The sequence below is a fragment of the Pseudomonas sp. FW305-3-2-15-C-LB1 genome (assembly GCF_058787615.1).
Map to the genome: position 1 here is coordinate 97,096 of NZ_JBYSZX010000009.1, position 21,215 is coordinate 118,310.

23 protein-coding genes are annotated in these 21,215 nt (G+C 55.9%); 11 read left to right on the forward strand and 12 right to left on the reverse strand.

Annotation, left to right across the window (positions count from 1 at the left end; all coding sequences use genetic code 11):
* Positions 1 to 70 precede the first annotated feature (70 nt).
* From AC3WP7_RS18630 to tnpC, 7 genes are all read left to right on the forward strand, one after another.
* Positions 71 to 265 carry a hypothetical protein gene (locus AC3WP7_RS18630; protein WP_102592698.1) on the forward strand — a complete coding sequence of 65 codons (195 nt, stop codon included), beginning with the start codon at positions 71 to 73 and terminating at the stop codon, positions 263 to 265.
* 193 nt (positions 266 to 458) lie between these two features.
* A complete protein-coding gene (locus AC3WP7_RS18635; protein WP_146012705.1) occupies positions 459 to 689 on the forward strand; it encodes a hypothetical protein in 231 nt (76 codons plus the stop codon).
* A gap of 17 nt (positions 690 to 706) precedes the next feature.
* A complete protein-coding gene (locus AC3WP7_RS18640; RefSeq protein WP_102642513.1) occupies positions 707 to 1,318 on the forward strand; it encodes a hypothetical protein in 612 nt (203 codons plus the stop codon).
* Positions 1,319 to 1,797: 479 nt separating this feature from the next.
* The gene (locus tag AC3WP7_RS18645) at positions 1,798 to 2,028 is read left to right on the forward strand and encodes a DUF7706 family protein (protein ID WP_102592702.1); all 231 of its coding nucleotides are present in this window, start codon (positions 1,798 to 1,800) and stop codon (positions 2,026 to 2,028) included.
* A 125-nt stretch (positions 2,029 to 2,153) separates the two neighbouring features.
* Complete coding sequence (locus tag AC3WP7_RS18650) at positions 2,154 to 2,294, forward strand: hypothetical protein (RefSeq protein WP_156682181.1); 141 nt, start codon at positions 2,154 to 2,156, stop codon at positions 2,292 to 2,294.
* 84 nt (positions 2,295 to 2,378) lie between these two features.
* Positions 2,379 to 2,738 carry an IS66 family insertion sequence element accessory protein TnpB gene (gene tnpB, locus AC3WP7_RS18655; RefSeq protein WP_256575477.1) on the forward strand — a complete coding sequence of 120 codons (360 nt, stop codon included), beginning with the start codon at positions 2,379 to 2,381 and terminating at the stop codon, positions 2,736 to 2,738.
* A gap of 18 nt (positions 2,739 to 2,756) precedes the next feature.
* Complete coding sequence (gene tnpC / locus AC3WP7_RS18660; RefSeq protein WP_102642534.1) at positions 2,757 to 4,301, forward strand: IS66 family transposase; 1,545 nt, start codon at positions 2,757 to 2,759, stop codon at positions 4,299 to 4,301.
* A 193-nt stretch (positions 4,302 to 4,494) separates the two neighbouring features.
* Here the strand turns inward: tnpC and AC3WP7_RS18665 are convergent, their stop codons facing one another.
* From AC3WP7_RS18665 to AC3WP7_RS18675, 3 genes are read right to left on the reverse strand one after another with little or no spacing between them, the layout of a single operon-like run.
* Entirely contained in the window at positions 4,495 to 4,977 is a 483-nt protein-coding gene (locus tag AC3WP7_RS18665; protein WP_102592455.1) for a Mov34/MPN/PAD-1 family protein, read from the reverse strand.
* The gene (locus AC3WP7_RS18670) at positions 4,959 to 6,677 is read right to left on the reverse strand and encodes a ThiF family adenylyltransferase (protein ID WP_102592453.1); all 1,719 of its coding nucleotides are present in this window, start codon (positions 6,675 to 6,677) and stop codon (positions 4,959 to 4,961) included. Before AC3WP7_RS18670 ends, AC3WP7_RS18665 begins: the two co-directional genes overlap by 19 nt.
* The gene (locus AC3WP7_RS18675) at positions 6,678 to 7,877 is read right to left on the reverse strand and encodes a CBASS cGAMP synthase (protein ID WP_102592452.1); all 1,200 of its coding nucleotides are present in this window, start codon (positions 7,875 to 7,877) and stop codon (positions 6,678 to 6,680) included.
* A gap of 86 nt (positions 7,878 to 7,963) precedes the next feature.
* Here AC3WP7_RS18675 and AC3WP7_RS18680 point away from each other — a divergent pair, with 86 nt between their 5' ends.
* From AC3WP7_RS18680 to AC3WP7_RS18695, 4 genes are all read left to right on the forward strand, one after another.
* On the forward strand, positions 7,964 to 8,668 hold the full coding sequence (locus tag AC3WP7_RS18680) for a Cap15 family cyclic dinucleotide receptor domain-containing protein (RefSeq protein WP_102592451.1): 705 nt from the start codon (positions 7,964 to 7,966) through the stop codon (positions 8,666 to 8,668).
* 487 nt (positions 8,669 to 9,155) lie between these two features.
* Positions 9,156 to 9,641 (forward strand): hypothetical protein, encoded by a 486-nt coding sequence (locus tag AC3WP7_RS18685; RefSeq protein ID WP_146012700.1) that lies wholly within the window; start codon positions 9,156 to 9,158, stop codon positions 9,639 to 9,641.
* 229 nt (positions 9,642 to 9,870) lie between these two features.
* Complete coding sequence (locus AC3WP7_RS18690; protein WP_442963907.1) at positions 9,871 to 10,299, forward strand: Cap15 family cyclic dinucleotide receptor domain-containing protein; 429 nt, start codon at positions 9,871 to 9,873, stop codon at positions 10,297 to 10,299.
* A 645-nt stretch (positions 10,300 to 10,944) separates the two neighbouring features.
* On the forward strand, positions 10,945 to 11,352 hold the full coding sequence (locus AC3WP7_RS18695) for a helix-turn-helix domain-containing protein (RefSeq protein ID WP_256579950.1): 408 nt from the start codon (positions 10,945 to 10,947) through the stop codon (positions 11,350 to 11,352).
* A gap of 398 nt (positions 11,353 to 11,750) precedes the next feature.
* Here the strand turns inward: AC3WP7_RS18695 and AC3WP7_RS18700 are convergent, their stop codons facing one another.
* The 9 genes from AC3WP7_RS18700 to exaC form a co-directional block, all read right to left on the reverse strand.
* Positions 11,751 to 12,527: a LexA family transcriptional regulator gene (locus tag AC3WP7_RS18700; RefSeq protein WP_092248102.1), complete on the reverse strand. Its 777-nt coding sequence runs from the start codon at positions 12,525 to 12,527 to the stop codon at positions 11,751 to 11,753.
* A 215-nt stretch (positions 12,528 to 12,742) separates the two neighbouring features.
* Positions 12,743 to 13,270, reverse strand: a complete 528-nt coding sequence (gene ppa / locus AC3WP7_RS18705) for an inorganic diphosphatase (protein ID WP_003219382.1) — start codon at positions 13,268 to 13,270, stop codon at positions 12,743 to 12,745.
* Between the two features lie 109 nt (positions 13,271 to 13,379).
* Complete coding sequence (locus AC3WP7_RS18710; RefSeq protein WP_093125650.1) at positions 13,380 to 14,195, reverse strand: M90 family metallopeptidase; 816 nt, start codon at positions 14,193 to 14,195, stop codon at positions 13,380 to 13,382.
* Between the two features lie 6 nt (positions 14,196 to 14,201).
* Positions 14,202 to 14,858 (reverse strand): DedA family protein, encoded by a 657-nt coding sequence (locus AC3WP7_RS18715; RefSeq protein WP_028618093.1) that lies wholly within the window; start codon positions 14,856 to 14,858, stop codon positions 14,202 to 14,204.
* 309 nt (positions 14,859 to 15,167) lie between these two features.
* Complete coding sequence (locus AC3WP7_RS18720) at positions 15,168 to 15,626, reverse strand: GNAT family N-acetyltransferase (protein ID WP_017735604.1); 459 nt, start codon at positions 15,624 to 15,626, stop codon at positions 15,168 to 15,170.
* A gap of 92 nt (positions 15,627 to 15,718) precedes the next feature.
* Positions 15,719 to 16,552: an ethanolamine ammonia-lyase subunit EutC gene (gene eutC, locus AC3WP7_RS18725; protein WP_092248108.1), complete on the reverse strand. Its 834-nt coding sequence runs from the start codon at positions 16,550 to 16,552 to the stop codon at positions 15,719 to 15,721.
* A complete protein-coding gene (locus tag AC3WP7_RS18730) occupies positions 16,549 to 17,943 on the reverse strand; it encodes an ethanolamine ammonia-lyase subunit EutB (protein WP_093125660.1) in 1,395 nt (464 codons plus the stop codon). Before AC3WP7_RS18730 ends, eutC begins: the two co-directional genes overlap by 4 nt.
* Positions 17,944 to 17,995: 52 nt before the next feature.
* Complete coding sequence (eat, locus tag AC3WP7_RS18735; RefSeq protein WP_102592446.1) at positions 17,996 to 19,429, reverse strand: ethanolamine permease; 1,434 nt, start codon at positions 19,427 to 19,429, stop codon at positions 17,996 to 17,998.
* Positions 19,430 to 19,547: 118 nt separating this feature from the next.
* Complete coding sequence (gene exaC / locus AC3WP7_RS18740; RefSeq protein ID WP_102592445.1) at positions 19,548 to 21,068, reverse strand: acetaldehyde dehydrogenase ExaC; 1,521 nt, start codon at positions 21,066 to 21,068, stop codon at positions 19,548 to 19,550.
* Positions 21,069 to 21,215: the final 147 nt, after the last annotated feature.

Here is a 21,215-nt window from a genome sequence, read left to right on the forward strand (position 1 = left end):
TGACCGGGCCTTCGGCTGTACCAGGGCGCGTTTCATACTGCCCAGAAAACCACTGACAAGGAGTAGAACCATGACTGAACTCAAGACCCCAGACTTCCAGGGTATTGAAAAACTGACGGAGGCTAATTCCACCGTGCGCGCCAATGAGCTGCTGGCCGAGGGTTGGGTACTGCTGGGGATGTACGACCGCCGTGACGGTAACGACGAATATGTTTTGTACGTGCTTGGTTTCCCGGGCGAGCCAGCCGCAGGCTTTTTCGGCTGACTGTCAGCGCCCGACCGGGGAAGCGGTTGGGCGCCAGTACGATGCGTAAAGCCTAGCGCCTTGCCGGCGAAATTCTCGCCAGGCCCTGAATTCGAGGAAAACGTTCATCTGCACCCCAAGTCCTGGCCCTCAAAAGCCGGGACCGAGGACATAGGAGGGGCGCGGTTTTCGCGTCTGCAACAGGGAGAACCATGTGAAGCGTCTGCCGGAAGGAGTGCGCAGGATTTGCGCAGTAGTTGGCGTGCTGTTTGTTATTTGGTGGATCGCCGCAATAGGCTTTCTTTCTGACGGATTCATTCAAGTCCAGCCGATCGGCTGGGTTGTGTTGGGGCTGGGTGCCATCCTGGCGTACGTTATTCCAGCATTGCTCTACCGGATCTACAGATGGATCAGAGATGGATTCGCTATAGATGCGCAACGCTAAAGGAAGGGTGAAAACCAATGCGCTACCTCACACTGCTACCTGCATTACTTTTAGTTGGATTTACTGCGATGGAATGTGCTGCGTCCTCTGCATACCCCAAGCAGCCGATGAACATCAGTCAAATGGTGATCAATGAGATTTCTGAAAAACTGACGGGGACAATTCGTAAGGATTTCCAGGTATTGGCTCTGTTGGCGTTTAGTAACCCCGCCTCGAACACCTCACGAGCAGCGCCCATTTATCGCGTTGCTTATAGGCCAGGAAGGGCGATCTACGTTTCGGCCATAAAGTCGTTTACGCAGAAAAAAGAGACTAATGTTCTTTACTGGGAAACATCTGTCACGAAGCTTTTGGAAAAAGAAACAGCGGTAAAATATAGGATTACTTTGTCTTTGGCTAAGTGCAAAGAAAAGTCATCAGTGCCTCTATACGACGTTAGTTTTGCTCATGATGGAAGTATTTTAAGTACCTACATATTTTCTGAGGTCGAGGCGGTCCCCATCACAGAAGGAGCCATTGACGAAGATATGCTCGCTGTTGTCTGCGGTAGTACGAATGAGGCGGATGCTGTGAACGACCCTCTAATGGACGCTGCCGGTCTCTTTGGAGAGTATCGAAGCGGCAGTTAGCATCGTCCCTTGACCCGTCAATGGTGAAATTGCATCAGGTACACCCAAGCCCCGCCGTCAACCCATGGGTCCTGGTGCGCAGAGTGATACTACTTTTGGCGTCCACCACATCGAAAGAGATGTCTAAGAAATTTGGGTCGATTTACGGCATTGAACCATAGGAAAAAACAAAGATGTTTAGTACTTACGCTGTGTACTTCGTTTTGGCCTGTTTTGCGGCTTTCCTCGCTTACGAGGCGGGGCAATCGCGTGGCTCAAAGATGGTGAAAAATAGAATCCTGAAAGCATTGGAGCAACATGAGGTTGATGTGTCTCATGGATATACCGAGGGCTACTCGGGCCTTGGTCTTGCACGGATCATCAGGAACATCATCAGCTAGGAGATGCGTGGTTTTAGCGCCAAAGTTCTGCCCATTCGGTCCGGTTCGCCGGTCCATCAGAGAAACTCCCCGTCTCCAGGACAACGCAGAGGAACCCACATGAGCGATAGCCCAGATTTGATCATAACTGCCGACAATCCACGAACTGGGGAGACGGTGTATACCGAATTTCAGCGAGCCGAAGCCTACGCTTTGGCCCGATTGTTCAAGAGTACGAGCCTGGAAGATTGTCGTTCCAAAGCCGTGAGCGACGATGATGCACAGCTGATGACGGAAGGGCTGGCAAAGCTGCAGAGCTTCTTCGCTGCTGCTGGTGTAGCGCCGTGGTGAATCATCCACTGAGCGGTGTTGGATCAACGGCGTCCGACCATAGGAAAAGATCGCTACACCACTGGTCCTTGATTGGGCCTTTGGCAATACCAGGGCACGGTTCTCGTGCGCCACAAGGAGTATTTATGAACAAATTCCAGACCTTCGTGGTTGAGTTTCCCGACAGCATCGAGCAGCGCAAGGCCATTTTTGAAACCATCAGTGCGGTTGTACAGGAGAACGACGGGAAGGTCGTTGGCCAGTCGCAGGATGATGATGATGATTAGTAACCGATCCATCACCCACACATTCAAAGCCGCCCATTGAAGCCCGATGCTGCGCTCCCGATCTCTTTCTGGAGCCAGCACCTCATGATGCGTCCCGACGCCAAAGTCGAAAAAGTTTACCTTTACCCCAAGTCCGTGGACTTCCGAAAATCCATCGACGGCCTGGCCGCCCTGGTCGAGCTGGATATCAAGGTGGCCGTCTTCGACCCGGTACTTTTCGTTTTTCTGAATCGCTCCCGCAACCGGGTGAAAATCCTCTATTGGGAGCGCAACGGCTTCTGTCTTTGGCTCAAGCGCCTGGAATCCGAGCGTTTCAAAACCTCGCCCGACGTCACCGACGAAGCCATCGTATTGAGCGTCCAGGAACTGAACTGGTTGCTCGACGGTTTTGACCTTTGGCGCAACCGCCCTCATCAGGTTTTGACCCCACGCTACGTAGCCTGACCCGGTATAATCCGGGCCATGATTTCCCTGCCCGACGACCTTCCTGATGATCCTGTTTTGCTCAAGCAACTGCTGCTTGAGGCACTCAGTCGCCAGGAAGAAGTGGCCCAGGCTTATCAAACCCACATCGTCGACCTGAAAGAGCAGATCAAGTTGCTGCGCGACCGCTTGTTCGGGCGCAAGTCCGAACAGACTGTCGAGCCCAACACGCCGCAACTGGCGCTGTTCAACGAGCCCGAAAGCGAGCCGATGCCGCTCGTTGATGACCCTGACGAAGAAGCCGTTGCGCCGACGCCGCGCCGTGGCAAGCGCAAGCCGTTGTCGGCCGATCTGCCGCGTATCGAAATCATCCACGAACTGCCTGAACACGAACTGACCTGTGCCTGCGGTTGCCGCAAACACGCCATCGGCGAAGAAACCAGCGAACAACTGGACATCGTGCCGATGCAGATCCGTGTCATCAGGCACATCCGCAAGGTCTACGGTTGCCGGGGGTGTGAAACTGCACCGGTCACGGCTGACAAGCCTGCTCAGTTGATCGAAAAGAGTATGGCCAGTCCCAGCGTGCTGGCGATGCTGCTGACTACCAAGTACGTCGATGGCTTGCCGTTGCACCGGTTTGAAACCGTGCTCAGCCGACATGGCGTCGAGATTGCGCGCCAGACGCTGGCGCGCTGGGTGATCCAGTGCAGCGAACACTTCCAGCCACTGCTGAATTTGATGCGCGACCGCTTGCTGGAAAGCCCGGTGATCCACTGCGATGAAACCCGCGTCCAGGTGTTGAAGGAGCCGGATCGTGACCCGACCAGTCAATCTTGGATGTGGGTGCAGGCCAGTGGCCCACCGGACAGGAAAGTCATGCTGTTCGACTACACCTCCAGCCGAGCGCAGGATGTACCGTTGCGTTTGCTGGACAGCTATCGCGGCTATGTGATGACCGATGATTACGCCGGCTATAACGCCTTGGCGTTGCAGCCGGGCGTGGAGCGACTGGCATGCATGGCGCATGCACGCCGCAAGTTCGTGGATGCGCAAAAAGTGCAGCCTAAGGGTAAAACCGGGAGGGCTGATATCGCGCTGACGATGATCAACAAACTGTACAGCATCGAACGCGAATCCAAAGACGCCAGCGATGAGCAACGGTTTATCGCTCGTCAGGAAAGAAGCTCGCCGATCCTGGCCCAACTGAAAAGCTGGCTGGCTAAGACCCAATCCCAAGTGACGCCGCAAAGCGCATTAGGCAAGGCTGTGCACTATCTGGCGAATAACTGGAACCGACTGGAGCGCTATGTCGACGCGGGTTATTTACCCATCGACAACAACGCCGCTGAAAGAGCGATCAAGCCGTTTGTGATCGGACGCAAAGCTTGGTTGTTCAGTGATACCGTCAACGGCGCCGCCGCCAGCGCAAAGATTTACAGCTTGGTCGAGACCGCCAAGGTCAACGGCCAGGAGCCCTATACGTGGCTGCGCCACGTACTGGAGCGGTTGCCATATGCCTCGACGGTCGAAGACTACGAAGCCTTGCTGCCGTGGAACTGCTCACCGGAGATGCCACGGTAAACCGTTGACTCACCTTGGGATAGGTGGGGTTTATGGATCGCTTACGATGATTATGATGGCCAGCTCCTTTATCAGCCCAGTGCAAGCCAGTAGCGTCTACGGTACCTATCTCTGCGACGATAAGCGCTGCTGCACTTGCCGCATGCCTTCGAAGGTAATTAATTGCTTTAAGCATCACGCCTACAGCGCAGCGCTAAAGCCTCGGAATACCTGTCATGCACTCATTGAGTATATGTATTTGTGAACCGGCCAAGAGGCCAAAATAGTTTGCTTGAATCCCGCCGATGATTACGAGCAAAGGAACTCGATGTATTTTCGAAAGTCTTTTCCAATCACGTGTGTCGATGGTTGATGGAGTTGGATGATTTTCAGGGTGAGTGTGCCACTCGCCGATATAGTTCTCTTCTCCATTTGTTACTCTAAATCTTTCCTCAGCAATCTCCTGATGGCCGCCGGGGTGCCGCGTAAATCGGCAGCGACTTCGGCTATCTTTTGGTTGAGGAGCGGTCGCGAAGGTGATCTCAAAATGCTCCCCCCTGCGTTTCCCCATGAGGATGCCTCCCGCCTCACAACCATCGGGAGTAGACTGCCGATAACTTGATATCAGAGCCAAGACTTCTTCGTTCACTAATACTAGGCGCTTAGAGTATGGTTCGATTAGTGATTTATGGCGCATGCGGGGCACTTGAGGTTAGGTGTAGGTGATATGGGCTTGACAGTTTTTCCACCTTCGTAATCCAGCGTGATGCTTCTAAAGCGAGGGTTTGGCTTTCCCTTGGCCCATCCAACCGCTAAATCAGTAGCTAACGCTGCAGCGTGCATAGCAGCTGTTGCCGAAAACGGTACAAGCCAGTCTCCACAGCTTCCGGCAGAGTTCTTCAGCGTCATTTCGTAGCCCTTCCTCATCACAGAAGACGAGCCGCCTGGAACGCTATAGTCCAAGCAGTTCAGGCATGCATCCTTGCCGTTTGAAAAAAGGTAGGCTTGAGCCCCGCAGCCTGCTCCGGCCACCCAAGCGAAGACGATAGGTGCGTCGAATTTTTCTTTCAGCTTAAGTTCGTTCAAATAGAGCGAAAGCGCTTGATTTCCCGTGGCGTCAACCACCAGATCTATACCCGCCATCCCTGTTCGAATCACTTCCTGATCCGTTACTTCTGTTACTTCTATTCTTGGATAGCGGTCAAATAGCTGCTGTCTGATGGAACTGGTTTTCTTGTGTTGTAGATCGCCAAAGCCTAAAACGTGACGGCCGATGTTCCCCACTGACAATGTATCCGGATCAGATAGCATCAGTTTTCCGCCTACAAATCCAGCACCGCTCTTTGCGAGGAGATCGGCCAAGTGACCACCGATCGCACCACATCCGACCAAGAGAACATTCTTGCCCGCAAGCCCGGCTTTTGAGTCAGGCATGTTGCGTGTAAGCCAGGATCCTGGATCGGCAGGTATTGGTTCAAGTCTCGTGATTGTGGCTCTGTCGGCCCGAGACTTGAATACTTTCACTCCAGACTGATCAAACTTCTCTGAGGATCTAAAAACCGAACGCATGAAGTCAGCTGCATTTCGGCACGGCAGCATCTTTCTGACATATTCAATGTCGATTAGAACGCAACAGCTCGTGTTTGGAGCTCGAATTAGAAGAAGCAGCTTGTCTAATTTGTGCTCGAAGGCGTCTTTGACGGAATCATAAAGTCCTTTGACTGCGGAGTTTCTGTCGCTGAGCAGCCATGTCTTGAGATCGGTAAGTGTCTTAGGAGGCCACGTGGAGGCCATGGCGCCGAGAAGTTTGTCAGAGTCCACCACCCTCATCTTCAAAGACGGCCTTAGAACCTCGAATCCCCAACGAGAATACAAGTCCAGAAGTTCGGAAGCGTCTCGACCTAGTAAGAACAGGCATTCGCTTTCAGGGCTTTTGGGGCGCTCCAACAGAGCGACGTCCGTGAGGAGGCCAGGCTTTGTTTCCTCCGGAATATCGATTAGGAGCGGTAGTCCGCCCCAGTAAACCGAAAACTCGTCCTGAAAATCTGTTAGGGCGCCACCATTGGCGAGCCTTTCCAAAAGCTGCTCGGCAACTTCCAGGCAACCTAAAACGGCTCCCCCGAGGTTGTGTCGAGGGAGGTGAGCCTGGTCGTCGCGCAGATAGCACAGATAGCCATTGTGATTTATATGAGCGCAAACCAAGGGTATTTCTGTAGGGCGTTCAAGCAGTTGGATAGCAGGCAGTCGCTTGAAGCTCTTGTCGAAGATATCTAGGTTAATTGGTATCTGCCGTCCTTTAAAGGAGATGGTCCCAGCATACCGAAGGCCTAGGGGGCCTCTAACTTGCTTGAAGCCCGTTTCCGTCAGAGCCTTGTGAACAGAGCTTAAATCTGTCATTTAGCCCGCCGTCGCTTTTCCAAGCGGGGGAACCGCAGCGGTTTTCTGGGCAGGCTGGCTCTGAACTGTCGATTGAGTCACTCGATCGGGATCATTCGGAACGCGCTTACCCAAAAGCTCGATCAGAATCTCGCAAGCTTCGGATGGGACTCCACAGGTATCGATCGCATATTCAAGCTGGTCGGAAAAATGTTCGATTCTGGCGATGACGTCTTCTCGAATGCCCTTGTTGTCTAGTCGTTTCGCCAAATCTTCCTGCTCGTCCAGAGGTTTATCTCTGGTGGCTGGGTTGATGACTTTTCCTCGAAGGATGTCCGGCAACCTCTGGAGAACCTTCAGCAGTGCAAGGTCATCGCGCTTTTCGATTGCCATATCGAAAGCAGCGTCTGCGGCAACCATCAGCAGGATCGACTTCGGATCATCCTTTTCCCATTTCTGGAAGTCTCGCCAAGCCTTCAGATAGCGCATGACTCGGCGAAGCTGTTCGCCCTTTAGCTCAACCTGCTCAATCACCCAGTCGCGTACCGGACGAGGGTCTGAGTCTCGCCAACCGCGATTTTTGGTGGCCATCAGTACACCTTCAGTCGGCATTAAGTGCCACTCTTGCTCGTCAATACGCTCTAGAGATTCAGCGCTATCGAAGGCCAAGTTCTCCAGCCCAAAGCGATACATTTCCATACTCGCTTTTACAAGCGTTGCGAACTCGATATCGGAAATGCTGTAGACGGGTACATCGATATGCTTGTCGCTGTCGATGATCAGTCGGGTGCAATTGTCATTGCTCGTGTCAATTGTCCACCCTTTATCATCCGCAAGCTCCGAGAGAACTTCCTCGACTGATTCGAAGAGTAGCGCGCTCATCTGTGCCGGTGGCTGGCTTTCGATGTAGCTAAACGGCAGGTAGGTGCCGTCATCTAGGTCAGCCTGTTGAGGAGAGCGACAGGGGGCATTGAGCGTCTTGTAAGCCCACGACCCTTGGGTGAAGAACCTTGGGTCAGGCACTTCAATATGACCTTGACCAGCGTCTTCGGCCTTCTTCTGGATCCGTTTTGGTAGGCGAGCTTTTAGGCGCTGACGGATGTCAGTACGTGCACTGAGCATCAGCTTACGTTCTTCAGGGGCAAGAGTCAGGTTATCGAGGAAGGCCACCCGGCCTTCGACCCGCGTATCAAGCAGGCTATGCAGATTGAGGCTCGGCATTAGTGGCGCTCTCCTTAGAAAGGGTGCAATGTGCCATTATGATATAGGTACGAAATTAAAGGGTTCAATGGCTCGCGAGGAATAAAATGTACGCTGTCTTCGGGCTGAGAAAGGTTCTCACCTTTATTACCGGATTGGTTGTTTTGGTGATCATCGGGTTGTTATTCAAAGAATCCCCTACCGATCTTCTAGAGTTTGGCAAGACGGCCTGGAAGGTCGCCTCGGGCGTTGTAACGGCCCTTCTCCTTATAGGAAGCGTACCGTTCTGCTATCGGTGGGCTTGGAAATGCTATGAGTTTTTCTTCAGCGGTGCATATCCAGACCTGTCTGGCGTATGGAAAGGCACTGTTGAGTCTAATTACTCAGTTCATCGGGCTATTCAATCAGCAGCATCCTCTTCAACTGAGACACTGAGTCCGTTTGATCCGAAACAGATAGATGCGATACCACTTGAAGCTTTCGAAGCAAAGCTGACTATTAAAGCCAGCCTACTAAAAATCAACATCCTCATGGAAGTACAAGGACTGACCGATAAGTCCGACTCATACAGTATTTCTGCTGCGCCAGTCGTTGCACAAAATGACGAGCCGCATCGGCTTGTATACATATATAAGTCAAAGCACTTTAAGAAAGCTGCCGATGACGAGTCGAATCATACCGGCGCCGCGGACGTCCAGGTGAGACGCAATGCAGATGGAAAACTCGAGATGACTGGCTATTATTGGACTGCGCGAAATTGGCGACGTGCAGGAAACACTGCTGGAATTTTGAGTTTCGTTAAAGAAGACTAATTTTCGGAGCAGATGGGTAACTTCTCGCTATACGCAGGGTTGAATCCTTATTCTCCGAATATTTGGTCATCCGAGGGAGGAACTATGCTGCGCGCTCAGGCTCAGTTGGCCTAGTATCAGCAAAAAGATGAGCTTAAGTACAGGCCAACAAGTCGAAACGGATCATGATAATCATCGCTTTCCATCGTTTGATGAAAGCGCTAACGACCTATAAACCGGTCTTTAATAGCATTTCCAGATGAATCTGGCAGAGGCGGTGGAGCGAGTTCATCAGGCACTGAGCAAAGGGCCTTGATCAGGCTATTAAGCGGACAGCCCTCAGCCTTGAGGATCGCAATCGGACCTAGCGTTACGCAGTCTGGGTTGAGAACCGCCCCGCTAGCATTTGAGATACATGGCCTCCTAGCTTTACCTTAACCTCCTCGGGGTAGCATCATGGCGTCATCTGCCTCACCAAATGCAGGCTCAGCTAGCGGAATATTACACAGTGGAAACCAGCGCGGCACCGCAAGATCGAGACTTTCCAGTAATTTTGTTGGAGAAGATCAAACGGCTGAGATCAGAAGCGTTCTCTGGAGTCGGACTTGTCTTCTATTACGACCTTGAGGAGTTGCCGAGCGTGCCTCTGGGACATCGGAACGCGATGAAACCAGATCTACCGATCTTCGGAGCCGAGGCGATTTCCCGCATATTAGCCAAGGTTTCAGACCAAGCTTCACCTTGGCACGACGGATTCCATATGATCGACATGCGGTCGCAATCACTCACACATATATCCCAGTTTCTGGCGCCTCCGTTGAAGTGTTTGGCGCAACCTCCAGAGGATCTACCCAGCGGTGCAAGGCAGATGACAGCGCTATTAACGTCCCTCATTCCGGGCATTACGTATGTAGGTGTACTCGGTATGGGTGATGAAATTGTTGTGTACAAAAATGGAAGAGTCTTAGCGCGAGCAACTGAGAAAAATGAATAATTTAAGTCTCACCGAAACCGAGCTGCAGCGACTATTGAAGGTATACGTCAGCCTAGTTTTAGCTGTCGCGATCTTTCTCTACCTCGTCCACATGCTGTTAGGATACGAAACGCTTACAGCGGGGTGGCGAGCCATTTCATACGGATTAACTTGCGTTACGTTTCTATTCGGTGTTTTTTTCAAACTGGCGTGGAGATCCCCTCGGATTGCGCGATGGATGCGAAGACCAATGGTGCACGGGGTATGGCGCGGCACACTTAGCTCAGACTTTCATCAGGCGGATAAATCGCCGTTACAGATACCTATAATTTTTGTAATACGACAAACATACTTGACTATCTCGATAGAGTCATTCACAAAGTCCCAAGAAGGTGAGTCAAAACTCGAAGCGTTGATTCAAAACGGTAGAACCGAGGCTACCCGACTTTGCTATGTTTTCGAACTTAAGAGGTTATACCAAGGCGAAAACAAGCTTACTACTGGGGCCGGTGACCTCCGCCTGATCAATGATTCCAAGCAACTCAGAGGTCATTACTGGACCAACTCACCGACTTTTGGCGAACTGCAGTTGGAGCTGATTTCCCGTGAATGCGACGGGGTGGATTGTTACGAGGTAGCTGAACGGAAATGGCCCTCTACTATCACCCAAAGCAGCTAAGTGTATAAAATAGCGTTGCTAGCTGGGCGACTTCCTTGAACCGCCTTCGACTCCATGAGCACATCGAGTGATTACTCTTGGCCGGTAGCGTTCACTCGCGAAAGGTAGCCAAAGCGCATTGATTGAGCCCGTTGCTGCGCTGATGGCAGCCCCTGCCTATGGGGGGATGGCCTGAAGGATCAAGTTGAGCAGCAGATCATCGTCATAGGACCTAATCGCAAGAACAGAAAGTTCTTCTTAAAAAAAGAGCAGAAACCTGCCTAGCTCTTCCCCTACATAAGTGTTTGGATCGCTTGTCTTTGGCGTTCGGTGATCTGCACATTGCTTTGGTCGATACGTCGAAGCCACTCCGCCCCTGAGATTCTGTCCCCACGCTTAACCAAGCCCCCGTACCGGTCAACCATCTCTTTAAGCGACTCAACCATTTCAGGATAGGACGGACCACCGTCGAACCTAACGCTGAGCCAGCCCAGGCGCGAACGGCTGATCCCGAAATCGCGAGTGTCTCGCCGTCCAGATCCTGTTTTCTGACCATATCCATACTGAGCGCTCATTCGCTTTCCGTCCTTTGTGGCCATATCGGTTGACGAATTTGCTCCTGAAGAAATCCGTCGCTCATCAAATGTTCTCACAGAACAAATTTATATGCGAAAAATTTTCCTCTGTGACTTTGCTCTGCTGGAAAACCATCCACAAAATCGTCTGATGAATATCGGCGCAGCTATACGCAAGGTTCGACTGGAAAAGGGGCTCACTCTAGAGGCGGTTGCTCTGGAGGCGGGGACTTACGCGGGCAACCTGTCAAAGATCGAAAGATCGCAGCAGTTGCCGTCCCTGGACCTGCTGCACAAGCTCAGTCACGCACTGGGCACGAAAACGTCTGACCTGTATGCTGTCGCGGAATCCGAGTTGGAAGGTGGCGATGAGGCTGCATCTGATCAGAGCAACGAGGTAATCCTGGTGCGTCGGAACTTCCAGGCCCTCACTCCCAAAAATCGCAGGCTCGCCATCGAGTTCCTGAAGCTGCTGGGGCAGTCACAGGACGAAGCCTGACGAATCCTCGAGCACTCCCATTTATTCCACTCCACGCCCACAGAGCAGTTACAGAAAGCCTTGTGATGACGATCAAGCTCAACTGGTCGTTGCTGGTAGCAAAGGAATGAATATTTCCGCCAACGTATGGGCCAAAGTATGGGCTGGGGTTGGTGGTCAAGGAGGGAGCCTGGTAGATAAGGGGCTGTAGAAATTAAAAAGCCGGCTTGTGGCCGGCTTCTCGGGGACTGCCTCAGCTTGTTTTTGACAAACCTCACCAGCCTTCAAATCGCTCAGCCCACAACACGTCTGGCTGAATAGTAGGGGCATCCGCGGTAACTCCTCCGCTTCGCCAGGCAAGGTGGATAGCGTAAAGCCACCCCCTGCCAAATGTGCGGCGCATGATACCCATATTCACCTCAGTTGCCCACCTCCGGATCCGATTTAGAGCCTTCCCAGCCCAACAGATGCTCATCCAGTGGCACGGGCGGGCGGCGGTTATTCAGGGTGGACCACCAGAAAACCCACCCCACAATCTGGAAGTTCTGCTCAAAGCGTTGTTCGTAGGTGAGGTATTCGTCGGGATGCTCGCCGGCATTGTGACTGCGCATGCGCAAACCTCCGCCGGGCCTGTTGTAGAGGTATTTGATGCGCAGCATGCCGTCGTGTTCTACCGCGTAGATCTCGCCGTCGATGATTTGCGTGCGGCCTCGGTCGATGGCGAGCGTGGCGCCTTGTTGGATGATGTCGATCATGCTGTTGTCGACCATGTAGGCGCCCAAAGCGCGGTCGGGGTTTACGTTCAGGGCCTGAAGGGTGTGCTGCGAGAGGCGGATGCGCTCGTTGGAGGTGAATGAAGGGTGGAGATCGATCTCCACGTCGGTTTTTTCCGGGAGGCAGGCGGGGCCTGTGAGGTATTTGCCGCTGGCTTCGCGGGTGGTGGGCAGTCCTTTTCGTGAGCTCGGGCCATCCAGCAGGAAGTTGGCCGGTGGGTGTTTGGGGCCTTCGCCGGTGCGCAGCCAACGGCTGGAGATGCACAGCAATTCTGCGATCTCGTTGAGTCGGCCCATGGGTACACCGCGCTTGAACCAGTTGTTCACGTGCTGGGGCGTGACACCGCGGTTCTTGGCGAAGTCGGAGGCGGAAAGATGAACTTCCTGTAGTAGCGCTTTTAAACGATCACCTGATGTATTCATAAACGCAGAGTTTACTGGCCGGAATTACAGATCAAATAAACCATGCGTTGAGTTGCGCTTGTAGGGATTTACTTAGTTGTAGCCTGATACTTCGGATTTTGATTTAAATTAAACGTTATTTATAAAACATTGAACTTTCCGTTTAATTTTTCCCACAAAAAAAAGCCCCGAATAATCGGGGCTTTTTCAATTGCCGGGGCAATGAGGAGCGGGTATCAGCCTTTGTAGGCGGCAACCGACTTCAGGATCTCGGCGCGGGCGGCGTCTGCGTTGCCCCAACCGTCGATCTTCACCCATTTGCCTTTTTCGAGGTCTTTGTAGTTCTCGAAGAAGTGTTTGATCTGCTCCAGCAACAGTGGCGGCAGGTCGGTGTATTCCTTCACGTCCACGTACAGCTGGGACAGCTTGTCGTGTGGAACCGCGATCACTTTAGCGTCGCCGCCGCCGTCGTCGGTCATGTTCAGGATGCCGACTGGACGCGCACGGATAACCGAGCCTGGGGTAACCGGGTAAGGGGTTACCACCAGCACGTCGAGGGGGTCACCGTCGTCAGCCAGCGTGTTGGGGATAAAACCGTAGTTGGCCGGGTAGAACATCGGGGTGGCCATGAAACGGTCAACGAACAGGCAGTCGCTGTCTTTGTCGATTTCGTATTTGATCGGCGCGTGGTTGGCCGGAATCTCGATGGCGACGTAGATGTCGTTCGGCAGGTCTTTGCCAGCCGGAATCTTGCTGTAGCTCATTGGGCGTTGCCCCCGTTAATTGGCCATGAAACATGGCCGGATTGGCCTAAAAGTGGCGGCGATTATAGGCACATTCTGACGCCGATGCCATGCGCCAGACGTCGTACGGTCATTCGCCCTGTGGCTGATAGCGCGGGTCGCTGGCTTGCAGTTGACTGAGGCGGGCCAGGGGATCCTGGCGATAAAAGAGGCTGAGTTGGGCGTACACCTGTGGATAACTGCTGACCAGCAAATCCGGGGCGCTGAAAAAATATTCGCTGGTGACGGCAAAGAATTCAGCGGGGTTTTCGGCGGCGTAGGGGTCGATCTCGGTTTCGGCGTCCGGGTTGGCATCGAGTTGGCGATTGAGATCGTCGTAGGCGCTCTGCATCACGCTGGCCCACTCCTGCACGCGCATGTCATGGTGCAGCGGTGGCAGGCCGTTGGCGTCGCCGTTGAGCATGTCGAGCTTGTGGGCCAGTTCGTGGATGACCAGGTTGTAGCCTTCCCACTGGCCGCTGGCCAACACGCCGGGCCAAGCGAGGATCACCGGGCCTTGCTGCCAGGCTTCGCCGCTGTGTTCGCCGTCCCACTCGTGTTCGACGCCGCTGCTGTCGCGGTGACGCTGGGGGCTGAGGAAGTCGTCGGGGTACAGCACGATTTCGTGGAAGCCCTGGTACCAGTCGAGGTCGCCCAGGTTCATCAGCGGCAATTGCGCCTGGGCGGCGAGCAGCAGGCGTTGTTCCTGATGCAATTCGACGCCGGGCAGGGCGGTCAGGTGTTTTTCGGCGAGGAACAGCACGCAGGCTTCGCGCAGCCACTGGTCCTGCTCGGTGCTGATGCCGTCGAGGAAGGTCAGGTGATGGCGCACCCGTTGCCAAGTGTCATCGGCAATCGGGTGTTTGGCCAGCAAGCGCCGGCGACGCCAGGCGCTGAGGGACCACATCGCAGGTTACTGCGGCTTGGCTTCGGAGGATGTGCGGCCAAACCGGCTGCGGAACACCCCAATGATCATCGGCACGAGCGACAGCAGGATGATGAACACCACCAGCAGCGACAGATTTTTCTTGATGAACGGCACATTGCCGAAGAAATAGCCCAGGGTTACCAGGCCGCCGACCCAGAGGATGGTGCCGAATACGCTGAAGCCGAAGAAGCGCGGGTAGGGCATTTTCGCGATGCCGGCAACGAACGGCGCGAACGTGCGCAGGATCGGCAGGAAGCGCGCCAGGGTCACGGTTTTGCCGCCGTGTTTGTCGTAGAAGTCGTGGGTCTTTTGCAGGTAGTCGCGACGGAAGATCTTCGAGTTCGGGTTGCTGAACAAGCGCTCCCCGGCCGTTCGCCCGATCACATAGTTGGTGCTGTCGCCGAGGATTGCCGCCAGCATCAGCAGGCCGGCCAACAGCACCGGGTCCATGCCACCACCCGCAGCGACTGCGCCGGCGATGAACAGCAATGAATCGCCTGGCAGGAACGGCATGACCACCAGGCCGGTTTCGCAAAAGATGACAAGGAACAGAATGGCGTAGATCCACGGACCGTAATTGGTTACCAGCAGGTCGAGGTAGACGTCGAGATGCAGGATAAGGTCGAGCGGGTTGAAATCCATGGATGGCACCTGTGTGAATGGCCCGGCTCAGCAGGCCTGTGCGGAAGCTCGGGTAATAAGGCTACAAGTGTATGCCGCATTTCTTACAACCCTGAAAGGTCCGCATTATACGGATTGAGAGGTGAAAAGCGTGTTGGTTTTGTAGCGAAGGATGTCGTGGTACTCGGGCTTGCAAGTGCTGCAGGGCTAAATGTGGGAGGGGGCTTGCCCCCGATGAGGCAGTGCCAGTTAAAAATTGGCTGACTGGCACACTGCTATCGGGGGCAAGCCCCCTCCCACAGTAGATTTGAGGTGTTTGGGCTACCGCGATCAATCCTCACTGATCGGCAACACGTAGTTCTTGAACTCCGTGTCTTCCCGAAACCCAATGGACTCATAGGTCTTCTGCGCCACTTCGTTGTCGCTGCTGGTCGACACGCGCAGTCGCACCGCGTGGGTCTCCTTGGCCATTTTCTTCGCCGTGCGCATCAGGTTGTCCGCCACCAATTGCCGGCGGGCGTCTTCAGCCACATAGATGTCATTGAGGATCCACACCCGCTTGAGCGACAGCGACGAAAAGCTCGGGTACAGCTGGCAAAACCCCAGCAGCTTCTTGTCATCATCATCCGCCAGGGCCAGGTAGATCACCGACTCCTTGCGCCGCAGGCGCTTCTCCAGGAAGGCCCGCGACGAATCCGGGAACGGCAACGCCCCGTAGAACTCACGGTATTTGACGAACAGCGGGGTCAACAGGTCCAGGTGTTCCAGGGTCGCTTGAGTAATCCGCATGCCAGGCCTCAACTTCCAAATGGGGGATGACCACACAAGCGGCCGTGACTCGATGCTGCCTAATGGCGTGAAAAAGCGCAATCGTGCAGCGTTCAGTCATCCGGTGAACTGAGCAGGAAATTGCCTTTCATCAGGTCAGGATCATCCGACTCGAGGGTCTGCACCTGCGCCTCGTCCTTGAGATTGACCCCCGACAGCTGCCGGCGACACGCCTCTCGCATCAAGTAAAGCAGGCGGTGGGCGGCCATGCCGTAGCTCAGGCCTTCCAGGCGCACATTGGAGATGCAGTTGCGGTAGGCGTCGGTGAGGCCGACCTTGGGGTTGTAGGTGAAATACAGGCCCAGGCTGTCCGGCGAGCTGAGGCCGGGCCGTTCGCCGATCAGAATGACGGTCATCTTGGCCCCGAGCAACTGGCCCACTTCATCCGCCACCGCCACGCGGCCCTGTTCCACCAGGATGACCGGCGACAAGGACCAACCGTCTGCGCTGCTCTGTTCTTCCAGGCGCGTCAGAAACGGCAAGGTGTGTTTATGCACCGCCAGTGCCGACAGGCCATCAGCGACCACCACCGCCAAGTCCACGCCGCCGGGGTTGGCCGATGCATGATCGCGCAGCAACTGGGCTGACTCATCGCTCAGGCGCCGCCCCAGGTCCGGGCGTTGCAGGTAGAGGTGACGGTCAGTGGCAGCACTGTGCAGCAACAGGCTGTCACGCCCGCGTTCGGCCAACTGACCGCGCAGGCCCGCATGGTCGAAGGGCAAGTGCACCGCATCCCGCGCCTGGGCGTGGGCAAACTGGAAATCCAGCTGCGCGTTAGTGGGGATGCTGGTGCCGGTGCGGCCCAGGGCTATTCGGGCTGGCGTCAGGCGGCGCAGTTCCAGCCAAGGGTTGTCAGGCAGGTCGAGTTGCACAGGCGGCTCCTTCATCCCAATTGCGCCAAGGCTTGGCGAAACGCCGGTGGCAGGCTGTTGCCGAAGTGCACCTTGCCGTCGGCTTGCGTAAAGATGCCCATTTTCGCCAGCCACTGCTCAAACTCCGGCGCTGGCTTCAAGCCCAGGGTCTGGCGGGCGTACAAGGCGTCGTGGAACGAGGTGGTCTGGTAGTTGAGCATGATGTCGTCGGAGCCGGGAATGCCCATGATGAAGTTGATCCCGGCCACACCCAGCAGGGTCAGCAGAGTGTCCATGTCGTCCTGGTCGGCTTCGGCGTGGTTGGTGTAACAGATGTCGCAACCCATCGGCACGCCGAGCAGCTTGCCGCAGAAGTGGTCTTCGAGGCCGGCGCGGATGATCTGCTTGCCGTTGTACAGGTACTCGGGGCCGATAAAGCCTACGACGGTATTCACCAAAAATGGTTTGAAATGTCGCGCCACCGCGTAGGCGCGGGTTTCGCAGGTTTGCTGGTCGACGCCAAAGTGCGCGTTGGCCGACAGGGCACTGCCCTGGCCGGTTTCGAAGTACATCAGGTTCTGGCCCAATGTGCCGCGATTGAGGCTCAGGCCTGCTTCGTAACCTTCCTGCAGCACACTCAGGCTGATGCCGAAGCTGGCGTTGGCCGCCTCGGTGCCGGCAATCGACTGGAACACCAGGTCCAGCGGCACGCCACGGTTGATCGCTTCGATGGAGGTGGTGACGTGGGTCAGCACGCAGGCCTGGGTGGGGATTTCATAGCGTTGGATGATCGCGTCGAGCATCTCCAGCATGGCGCAGATCGAGGCGATGCTGTCGGTGGCCGGGTTGATGCCGATCATGGCGTCGCCGTTGCCGTACAACAGGCCATCGAGAATGCTCGCGGCGATGCCGGCCGGCTCATCTGTAGGATGGTTGGGCTGCAGCCGCGTGGACAAGCGCCCGCGCAGGCCCAGGGTGCCGCGAAACTGCGTGACCACGCGGATCTTCTGCGCCACCAGCACCAGGTCCTGCACACGCATGATCTTCGACACGGCGGCGGCCATTTCCGGTGTCAGCCCTGGCGCCAGGGCGCGTAGGGAATGTTCATCGGCCGCGTCGCTGAGCAGCCAGTCGCGCAAGCCGCCGACGGTCAGGTGGCTGACCACGCTAAACGCCTGTTTATCGTGGGTGTCGATGATCAGTCGGGTGACTTCATCGCTTTCATAGGGGATCAGCACTTCGTCGAGGAAGTGTTTGAGCGGGATATTCGCCAACGCCATCTGCGCCGCCACGCGTTCACCGTCGTTCTGTGCGGCGACGCCGGCGAGAAAGTCACCGGAGCGTGCGGGGCTGGCCTTGGCCATTACGTCCTTGAGGCTGTCGAAGCGGTAGGTCTGTGCACCCACCGCGTGGGAAAAACTTGCCATACAGAGTCTCCTGGGCGACGCAGGCACGCGCCTGCGTCGAGGTTTACGGCTATCAGTGCAAGGCGGCCTCTGCGGCCTGGATCGCCGCGAATTCCTCTTCGGGCGTGCCCGCTACCAAGTGATGCCGGCTGTAGAAAGCAAAGTAAGCAATTAATACTCCATAGATGATCGCGGCGCCAATCACCACCCGTGGATCCACCAGAAAGCCCGCTACCACGGCCACGCAGGCCAGCACGAGGGCAACGCCGGAGGTGAAGACGCCGCCCGGCGTGCGGTACGGACGGTCCATTTTGGGGCGACGGATGCGCAGGGTGATGTGCGCGGCCATCATCAGCATGTAGGAAATGGTCGCGCCAAACACCGCCACCAGGATCAGCAGGTCACCCTGGCCGGTCAGCGACAGGCCAAAGCCGATGATGCCGGGGATCACCAACGCCAGCACGGGCGCCTTGCTTTTGTTGGTCTCGGACAGTTTGCGTGGCAGGTAGCCGGCACGCGACAGCGCGAAGATTTGTCGCGAATAGGCGTAGATGATCGAGAAAAAGCTGGCGATCAGGCCCGCCAGGCCTACCAGATTGACGAAGCTGCCCATCCAGGTCGAGCCGCCATAGGACAAGGCCAGCGCCTCCACCAGCGGGTTGCCGGACTTGATCAACGCGTACGTGCCGGCGCCGCCCGGTGCTATTACCAGGATCAGCAGGGCAAAACTGGTCAGCACCACAATGGCGCCAATCAGGCCGCGCGGCAGGTCGCGCTTGGGGTTCTTGGTTTCTTCGGCGGCCAGCGGCACGCCCTCGACGGCCAGGAAAAACCAGATGGCATAGGGGATTGCCGCCCACACACCCACATAACCGAACGGCAGGAAGGTGCTGGCACCCTTGGCCTCGGTCACCGGGATGTCCAGCAGGTTGGCGACACTGAAGTGCGGCACCATCGACACCAGGAACACGCCCAGGGCAATCGCAGCCACGGCGGTAATCACGAACATCAGCTTCAAGGCTTCGCCGACACCCAAGATGTGGATGCCGATAAAGATGATGTAGAACGCCAGGTAAATCATCCAGCCGCCAATGCCGAACAGCGACTCGCAATACGCGCCGATAAACACCGCGATGGCGGCGGGGGCGATGGCGTATTCGATCAGGATCGCGGTGCCGGTGAGAAACCCGCCCCAGGGACCAAAGGCGCTGCGGGCGAAGCCGTAGCCACCGCCGGCGGTGGGGATCATGGAAGACAGCTCGGCCAGGGAAAAACACATGCACAGGTACATGGTGGCCATCAGCAATGTGGCCAGGAACATCCCGCCCCAGCCACCTTGGGCCAGGCCGAAGTTCCAGCCGGCGTAGTCGCCGGAGATCACGTAGGCAACGCCAAGGCCGACCAGCAGTACCCAGCCGGCGGCGCCTTTTTTCAGTTCGCGTTGTTGGAAGTATTGGGAGTCGACTTTTTCGAAGTCGACAGAAGATCCAGTCGGTTCGCTAGGCATGGGAAAGTACCTTTCATTCTTATTGTTTTTAATTTGGCGTCTTTGTGTCGAATGCAAAATGTGGGAGGAGATAAGCCCCTCCCACATTTGATTGCATTTCAAATGTGCGAGGGGGTAATTAGAAGAAGCCCAGCGGATTAATGTCGTAGCTCACCAGCAAGTTCTTGGTCTGCTGGTAGTGATCCAACATCATCTTGTGGGTTTCACGGCCAACGCCGGACTTCTTGTAACCACCGAACGCGGCATGGGCCGGGTACAGGTGGTAGCAGTTGGTCCACACGCGGCCCGCCTTGATCGCGCGGCCCATGCGGTAGGCGCGGTTGATGTCGCGGGTCCACACACCGGCGCCCAGGCCGAACTCGGTGTCGTTGGCAATCGCCAGGGCTTCGGCTTCGTCCTTGAAAGTGGTGATGCTCACCACCGGGCCGAAGATTTCTTCCTGGAACACACGCATCTCGTTGGTGCCCTTGAGCAGGGTCGGCTGGATGTAATAGCCGCCGGCCATGTCGCCGCTAAGCTTCTCGACCTTGCCGCCGGTCAGCAACTGCGCGCCTTCGCCCTTGGCGATTTCCAGGTAGGACAGGATCTTGTCGAACTGCTGCTCGGACGCCTGGGCGCCGACCATGGTGTCGGTATCCAGCGGGTCGCCGCGTTTGATCGACTCGATCTTCTTCATCACCACTTTCATGAAGTCGTCGTAGATCGATTCTTCCACCAGTGCACGGGAAGGGCAGGTGCACACTTCGCCCTGGTTGAAGAACGCCAGCACCAGGCCTTCGGCTGCTTTTTCGATGAACGAAGGTTCGGCTTTCATGATGTCGGCGAAGAAGATGTTCGGCGACTTGCCGCCCAGCTCAACAGTCGACGGAATAATGTTCTCGGCCGCCGCATGCATGATGTGCGAACCCACCGGGGTGGAGCCGGTGAAGGCAATCTTGGCGATGCGCTTGCTGGTCGCCAGGGCTTCGCCGGCTTCCTTGCCGAAACCGTGCACCACGTTCAGCACGCCCGGTGGCAGCAGGTCGCCGATCACTTCCAGCAGCACGTTGATGCCCAGCGGGGTTTGCTCGGCAGGCTTGAGCACCACACAGTTACCGGCGGCCAGCGCCGGGGCGAGTTTCCACGCGGCCATCAGCAGCGGGAAGTTCCACGGGATGATCTGGCCAACCACGCCCAGCGGTTCGTGGAAGTGGTAGGAGGCGGTGTGTTCGTTGATCTCGGCGCTGGTGCCTTCCTGGGCGCGAATGCAGCCGGCGAAGTAGCGGAAGTGGTCGGCCGCCAGCGGGATGTCGGCGTTGAGGGTTTCACGCACGGCCTTGCCGTTGTCCCAGGTTTCGGTGATGGCCAGCAGTTCGAGGTTCTGTTCGATGCGGTCGGCGATTTTCAACAGGACCAGCGAACGGTCCTGGGCCGAGGTCTTGCCCCAGGCGTCGGCGGCGGCGTGGGCGGCGTCCAGGGCCTTGTCGATGTCTTTGGCGGTGGAGCGCGGGAATTCGGCGATGGGCTTGCCGTTGACCGGCGAAGTGTTGGTGAAATAGTTGCCATCGGCCGGCGCAACGAATTCGCCACCGATGTAGTTGCCGTACTTGGCCTTGAACGAAACGATGGCGCCTTCAGTACCGGGGTGTGCGTAACGCATGGTGGGTATCTCCTGGCTTTTATGTTTATTGGGAGCGCAGCGCAGCGAGCGCTTGATAAGCGTAGAGCAAAGGTTGGGCCACTGCTTTGCAGGCCAGGTAAATCAAGGGGTTAGGGATTGTTGCAAAGCGTTGCTGTGGCAGGGGTG

Coding starts and splice junctions, on each gene's coding strand:
- ppa (WP_003219382.1), bottom strand. CDS start 13,270: ATGAGCTACAGCAAGATTCCGGCTGGCAAAGACCTGCCGAACGACATC.
- AC3WP7_RS18690 (WP_442963907.1), top strand. CDS start 9,871: ATGGTGCACGGGGTATGGCGCGGCACACTTAGCTCAGACTTTCATCAG.
- AC3WP7_RS18680 (WP_102592451.1), top strand. CDS start 7,964: ATGTACGCTGTCTTCGGGCTGAGAAAGGTTCTCACCTTTATTACCGGA.
- AC3WP7_RS18670 (WP_102592453.1), bottom strand. CDS start 6,677: ATGACAGATTTAAGCTCTGTTCACAAGGCTCTGACGGAAACGGGCTTC.
- AC3WP7_RS18730 (WP_093125660.1), bottom strand. CDS start 17,943: ATGGCAAGTTTTTCCCACGCGGTGGGTGCACAGACCTACCGCTTCGAC.
- tnpC (WP_102642534.1), top strand. CDS start 2,757: ATGATTTCCCTGCCCGACGACCTTCCTGATGATCCTGTTTTGCTCAAG.
- AC3WP7_RS18720 (WP_017735604.1), bottom strand. CDS start 15,626: ATGCGGATTACTCAAGCGACCCTGGAACACCTGGACCTGTTGACCCCG.
- eutC (WP_092248108.1), bottom strand. CDS start 16,552: ATGAAGGAGCCGCCTGTGCAACTCGACCTGCCTGACAACCCTTGGCTG.
- AC3WP7_RS18715 (WP_028618093.1), bottom strand. CDS start 14,858: ATGGATTTCAACCCGCTCGACCTTATCCTGCATCTCGACGTCTACCTC.
- AC3WP7_RS18700 (WP_092248102.1), bottom strand. CDS start 12,527: ATGAATACATCAGGTGATCGTTTAAAAGCGCTACTACAGGAAGTTCAT.
- AC3WP7_RS18710 (WP_093125650.1), bottom strand. CDS start 14,195: ATGTGGTCCCTCAGCGCCTGGCGTCGCCGGCGCTTGCTGGCCAAACAC.
- eat (WP_102592446.1), bottom strand. CDS start 19,429: ATGCCTAGCGAACCGACTGGATCTTCTGTCGACTTCGAAAAAGTCGAC.
- tnpB (WP_256575477.1), top strand. CDS start 2,379: ATGATGCGTCCCGACGCCAAAGTCGAAAAAGTTTACCTTTACCCCAAG.
- AC3WP7_RS18650 (WP_156682181.1), top strand. CDS start 2,154: ATGAACAAATTCCAGACCTTCGTGGTTGAGTTTCCCGACAGCATCGAG.
- AC3WP7_RS18630 (WP_102592698.1), top strand. CDS start 71: ATGACTGAACTCAAGACCCCAGACTTCCAGGGTATTGAAAAACTGACG.
- AC3WP7_RS18640 (WP_102642513.1), top strand. CDS start 707: ATGCGCTACCTCACACTGCTACCTGCATTACTTTTAGTTGGATTTACT.
- AC3WP7_RS18665 (WP_102592455.1), bottom strand. CDS start 4,977: ATGCGCCATAAATCACTAATCGAACCATACTCTAAGCGCCTAGTATTA.
- AC3WP7_RS18675 (WP_102592452.1), bottom strand. CDS start 7,877: ATGCCGAGCCTCAATCTGCATAGCCTGCTTGATACGCGGGTCGAAGGC.
- AC3WP7_RS18695 (WP_256579950.1), top strand. CDS start 10,945: ATGCGAAAAATTTTCCTCTGTGACTTTGCTCTGCTGGAAAACCATCCA.
- AC3WP7_RS18645 (WP_102592702.1), top strand. CDS start 1,798: ATGAGCGATAGCCCAGATTTGATCATAACTGCCGACAATCCACGAACT.
- exaC (WP_102592445.1), bottom strand. CDS start 21,068: ATGCGTTACGCACACCCCGGTACTGAAGGCGCCATCGTTTCGTTCAAG.